The 5,356-nt window shown below is 72.5% G+C and carries 5 protein-coding genes; 3 read left to right on the top strand and 2 right to left on the bottom strand.

The window, feature by feature from the left end; translation table 11 throughout:
• Window positions 1–83: 83 nt before the first annotated feature.
• A complete protein-coding gene (locus tag ABZ656_RS56190) occupies window positions 84–1,082 on the bottom strand; it encodes a phosphatase PAP2 family protein (RefSeq protein ID WP_360280225.1) in 999 nt (332 codons plus the stop codon).
• A gap of 262 nt (window positions 1,083–1,344) precedes the next feature.
• On the opposite strand from ABZ656_RS56190, the gene ABZ656_RS56185 reads away from it, so the two are divergent.
• Window positions 1,345–1,941, top strand: coding sequence for a histidine phosphatase family protein (locus ABZ656_RS56185; protein ID WP_101404999.1), 597 nt, complete (start codon window positions 1,345–1,347; stop codon window positions 1,939–1,941).
• A 20-nt stretch (window positions 1,942–1,961) separates the two neighbouring features.
• Here the strand turns inward: ABZ656_RS56185 and ABZ656_RS56180 are convergent, their stop codons facing one another.
• Window positions 1,962–3,410 (bottom strand): hypothetical protein, encoded by a 1,449-nt coding sequence (locus ABZ656_RS56180; RefSeq protein WP_101405000.1) that lies wholly within the window; start codon window positions 3,408–3,410, stop codon window positions 1,962–1,964.
• Between the two features lie 300 nt (window positions 3,411–3,710).
• Here ABZ656_RS56180 and ABZ656_RS56175 point away from each other — a divergent pair, with 300 nt between their 5' ends.
• Together ABZ656_RS56175 and ABZ656_RS56170 are read left to right on the top strand one after the other, a co-directional pair.
• Window positions 3,711–4,142 (top strand): hypothetical protein, encoded by a 432-nt coding sequence (locus ABZ656_RS56175; protein ID WP_360280220.1) that lies wholly within the window; start codon window positions 3,711–3,713, stop codon window positions 4,140–4,142.
• Window positions 4,143–4,216: 74 nt separating this feature from the next.
• Window positions 4,217–5,134, top strand: coding sequence for a fused MFS/spermidine synthase (locus ABZ656_RS56170; RefSeq protein ID WP_360280217.1), 918 nt, complete (start codon window positions 4,217–4,219; stop codon window positions 5,132–5,134).
• Window positions 5,135–5,356 lie beyond the last annotated feature (222 nt).

The following is a 5,356-nucleotide window of genomic DNA, read 5'->3' as shown; positions in this document are numbered from 1 at the left end:
GACAACCTGCGGTCCCTCCTCGGCGACACCCTCCGGGGGCCCGCGCGTCCAGCGCCTTGGGCGGTACGGCGGGACCGCGCAGCTCAGCGAGCCGCTGTCGCAGCGCCTTCTCCCGCGTCCGCGGGGGAGGCACCCGGCTCGGCTTCGGGCCCGGTTCGGGACTCGCGCTGTCGGGGAATTCGCTCACCCGTGGAAGTCTGGCATCCGCCACTGACAATTGAGGAACGTGCGCCGTGCGAGGCGCCCGCGACCCACGGGATGCGGGCACTCGGCAGCCCCCGCACGCGGTCCGCGAGCCGCATCACGTACGGGGTCAGCAGCAGCCCGATCCCCATCACCGTGGCGCCCGCCACCGCGTCGAGGAAGTAGTGGTTGGCGGTGCCCATCACGACGATCGTGGTCAGCAGCGGATAGGCGATGCCCGCGAGCCGGACGACGGGTGTGCGGCCGTAGCGCCACAGCATCACTCCGCACCACAGCGACCAGCCCACGTGCAGGCTGGGCATCGCCGCGTACTGGTTGGTCATGCCGCCGAGGCCGCGTGGCGCGCTCGCCTCGCCGCCCCACCAGCCGTACGAGCTGTACTGGGCCATCGTGTCGACGAAGCCGTGGCCCGCGGAGAGCAGCCGGGGCGGGCAGGTCGGCATCAGCGTGAAGCCGATCAGGCCGATCAGCGTGGAGGTCATCAGCCAGGTGCGGGCGGCGCGGTAGCGCACGGCCCGGGAGCGGAAGAGCCAGATCAGGATCGCGGGCGTCACCAGGTAGTGCAGCGACGCGTACCAGAAGTCGGCGGGGACGCCGAGCCAGGCCTCGCGGGTGAACAACCGGTTCAGCGGGTGCTCGGCGTTGAGGTGGAGGACCTTCTCGATGCGCAGGATCTCCAGGCCGTGACCGACGGCGTCGTCGGTGTCGCCCCGGGCGAGCAGCCGGCCCGCCGAGTACGACGCGTACACCATCACGAGCAGCGGCAGCTCGGTCCACCAGCGCAGCCGGGTGTGCGATGCGGCGGCGCGCAGTTCGGTCCACCGGCGGAGCCGGGCGCGTGGTGCCGCCTCGGTTCGCCGTGCATCGGTCTGCGGCATCCGATCGTCCTCCCCCATCTGCTTGCGTGACCTGTGGTTGTTGCTTGCGTGACCAGCCGATTGCGCCCCGGTGACGCGGCCATCCGATTTTACGGTGTATGTGAATGGCTTAAGGAGGCGCCCCCTGGTCGTCAAAGACGCAGAGATCGCCCGCCGGGTTGCCCGACGCGGGGGTGAGACATGATGGGATCACCCATCTCTCAGGTCCGCGTCTCTTCCTCGTCGCGCACGTCCTCCACGCGAACCGGAAAGGCTTCTCTTCATGGCACCGCGCATCCTGCTGGCCCGGCATGGTCAGACGGAGTGGTCACTGTCCGGCAAGCACACCGGAAGGACCGACATCCCGCTCCTGGAAGAGGGCCGACGCGGCGCCAAGGTGCTGGGGGAGCGACTGCACCGGGCGCCCTTCGACGGACTCTCGGGGGTCGAGGTGCGCACCAGTCCGCTGGCACGCGCGCGTGAGACGTGCGAACTGGCCGGCTTCGGCGAGCGTGCCACCACCTGGGACACGCTCATGGAGTGGGACTACGGCGCGTACGAGGGCATGACCCCGGCCGAGATCCAGGCGGTCCGCCCGGGCTGGTTCATCTGGCGCGACGGCGTCCCCGAGGGGGAGACCCTGGAGCAGGTCACCGCGCGCGCGGACGAGGTCGTCGCCTGGGCCCGCGCGGAGGACCGGGACGTGCTGGTCTTCGCGCACGGGCACATCCTGCGCTCGATCGGCGCCCGCTGGCTCGGCCTGCCGCTCGACTTCGCGGCCCGTATCCGCCTCAACCCGACCTCGCTGTCGGTGCTCGGCTGGGCCTACGGAGAGCCCGCGATCGAGGCGTGGAACGACTGCGGGCACCTGACCACGTAGGCGCCGGCCGGCGGCCGGGATCACGGGATGCGCGGCAGGCTCGCGTGGCGCTCGAGGAACGCCGACACACCCGACGCCCGGCGGTGCGGCAGCAGTACGCGCGCGGTGCCCGCCAGCATCGTCTGGATACGCGACGACTGGACCTCGCCCAGCAGGTCGAGGACGCGCAGACCCGCGAGGGCGGCCTCGTCGGGGCGACCGCCGCGCGCGAGGTCGTCGGCGAGCTCGGCCGTGTAGAGGGCGATGTTGCGGGTGAAGTGCGGGTCCTGGAGGTGTGCGGCGCGCCGGGCGTGCCGGGCCGCGCGGGTCCAGTCGCCCAGCGTCGACCAGCACTGCGCCTCCAGACCCTCCAGTTCGGCCTCTCCGTAGAAGGTCATCCACTCGGGATCGGTCTCCGAGGGCCCGCGTTCGAAGAGCGTCTGCGCGCGGACGAGCGCCTGCTCGCACCCCGTGCGGTCGGCGAGTCCGGCCCAGCCGCCCGCCTCGCGCAGCGCGAGCAGCGAGAGCAGCCGCGGGGAGCCGAGCGGGCGCGCCGCGCGCTGTGCCGCCTGCGCCGCGCGCACCGCCTCGCGGGGGCGTCCCGCGTCGCGTGCCAGGAACGCCGTGTTGCAGAAGGCGTGGGCCTCGAGGGCCGGGTCGCCGGACATCCTGGCGGTCGCCAGCGCCTCGGCGTAGTGCGAGCGCGCGTCCTCGAAGCGCCCGGAGTCGTGTGCCAGCCAGCCCACCGAGATCGCCAGTTCGCCCGCCCCCGCGTACAGCCGGTCGGCGGTGGTCTGCCGGGTGGTGCCCGCGTCGAGCAGCTCGTAGGCCGTCCGCAGCGGTGCGGCGGCCCGCCGGTAGAGGCCGTCGGCCCCGTGCCGGTCGTCGAGCAGCCGGATCCGGCGGACGGCCTCTTCGAGGGCGCCCGCCTCGGAGGTCCCCACCCGGTGGACACGGCGGTCCGCGGCTGCGGCCGGAGCGCCGAAGGCGACCCCGAAGGGGCCCAGTGAGGCCGCCGCCACGGTGGCGGTGCCTCCAGTCATGAATGCGCGACGTTGCACGTCGCTCTCCTCGTGGTTCTCGTGCGTGTCATACGGGTCCTGCGTGTCATACGTCTCGTGCGTCTCCTCCGTCTCACCGGTGGCGTACGTCGGGCTCGTGGTGTGGGGAGGGGGCGCCTCGTCCGTGCCGTGCGCCCCTCGGCCGCGTACGGACGAGCGGGGCGAGAAGCCCAGGTCGGTCAGCGTGCGGCCGGGGAACATGTGCAGGAACACCCGTTCGTACGCATAGTTGGGGCAGCGGATCTCGCCTGCCTCGACCCGCCCGATGTAGCGCGCGTCACAGCTGACCCGCTCGCCGATCTCGCGCGCGGCCCTCCGTACCGCCGCGGCGAACTCGCCCGGCGAGCGCTGTGCGCGCAGCCGCCGGAAGGCGAGATTCGGCCGTGGTGGCCGGGGGGACTGGGACGAGGTCACCGCTGACGACGCCATGGCCGGGCCCTCTCTTGCGAACCGTCGAACCATGCCGGGCTCAAGACGAGTTGTCCGTGTTGTGGCGTGTGTCGCCTTGTCCCGGCGGAGCAAGAACGTACCTGCTGTGACGGTGCCACCACGCTGGGTTTAGCTACAAAACGGATATCTCATCCACGATCTGCCATGAACTGCCATCCTTTGCGGCTGTGTTATGCCGTAGCCGTTGACGTTCTGAAGCGTTGAACCCTGTGGACCGGGAGCGCACCCGAACTCCCGACCCACTCGTGCAGGAGGAGGGGTTCCGTGTTGGAGGCCGGGATGGAGAGCACCGAGTTTCGTACGCGGCTGTCGACCGCCGAACACAGGCCGTCCCCCGAGTGCGACACCCCACCGGAGCCGGTCGCCGACTGCGACCTCGTGACGGTTCCGGCGCGCCAGGGGCTGGAGGCGGTCGACATCCTCCGCCGCGGCTCCTGCGACTCCGTCGGGCCCGTCCTGCTCGACGACGGCTGCGACACCCTCGGCTTCCTGGTGCCGCCCGGCACCGCGGACGCCTGGGACGTGCCGGGCAGCACCTGTACCCAGACCAACGGCCGCGGCCTCAGCCTGGTGGCACCCGAGCCCCCGGTCGAGGGCTCGGACTGGCTGCTGCCGCCCGGCGACGCGGACCTCGCGACCGACCCGGCCGTGCTGCGGGCGGCGCTGGGCGAGGCGGCCCGGCTGATCGAGGCCGCGGACAACTGCCGCTGACACCGGAAACACCGGACGGCCGCCCCACAGGTTGCCGCTGCGCCGACCTCCCGGTACGCCCTGATAATGGCAGGATGGGAAGGTCGAGGAACAAGCGGTCCGACGACGTGCGGGGCGCGGTGCGTGACGCGTCGCGCGGTTCGCGCCGCGGGCAGGCGTCCGCCGACGCCGTCGTCGAGACGGTCGAGGGCGGCCTCGCCGAGCTGATACCCGACCGGGACCGCCCGCGCGCCTGGACCCTCCTCATCGACGGCGCCCCCCAGTCCCACGTCGACCTCGTCGACCCCGCCCATCTGAGCTTCGAGTACCAGCGCCGCCTCGGCCACGTCATCGACCTCGTGGCCCCGCCCGGCAAGCCCGTGCACGCTGTCCACCTCGGCGGCGGCGCCTTCACCCTCGCCCGCTACACCGCCGCGACCCGCCCCCGCTCCACCCAGCAGGTCGTCGAACGCGACGGGGCCCTCGTCCAACTGGTCCGCCGCGAACTCCCCCTGGACCCGAACGCCCGCATCCGGGTGCGCTCCCTGGACGCCCGCGAAGGCCTCGCCAAGGTCCCCGACGGCTGGGCGGACCTGGTGATAGCGGACGTGTTCAGCGGCGCTCGCACCCCCGCGCACCTCACCTCGGTCGAGTTCCTCACCGACGTCCGCAGAACCGTCAAACCCGGTGGCCTGTACGCCGCCAACCTCGCCGACGGCCCCCCGCTGGCCCATCTGCGGGGCCAGATCGCCACCGCCGCGACCGTCTTCCCCGAGCTCGCCCTGATCGCCGACCCCACGGTCCTGCGCGGCAAACGCTTCGGCAACGCCGTCCTCGTGGCCTCCGGCCACCCCCTGCCCCTGGCCGAACTCACCCGTCGCGCCGCCTCGGACCCCCACCCGGCCAGACTCGAACACGGCAAACAGCTCACCGACTTCACCGGAGGAGCGGTGCCGGTACTTGACGCGGCGGCGGTGGCATCCCCGGCCCCGCCCGCATCGGTGTTCCGCTGACAGAGGCAACTGCCGGCCCAGGCGCACCGGGGCGCCCCGAAAGGGGCGCGGGGCTGTGAACATATGCGGCTCCGCCGCGTGGGCGCGCCCAGCCACGAACCCCCCGCACCCGACCCGCAGAGCCGGCGCAGCTAGTGCCGCAACAGGCAACGTTCGCCCCGTCGCGACGCCCGGCACGCACTCTCGCCGCACCGGCCGAAAGCCCAAGTACGTCCAGTACGA

This window comes from Streptomyces sp. NPDC007095 (genome assembly GCF_040634475.1).
GTDB lineage: Bacteria > Actinomycetota > Actinomycetes > Streptomycetales > Streptomycetaceae > Streptomyces.
The sequence above is the reverse complement of the archived record's forward strand: the minus strand, read 5'-3'. Positions and strand labels throughout refer to the sequence as shown.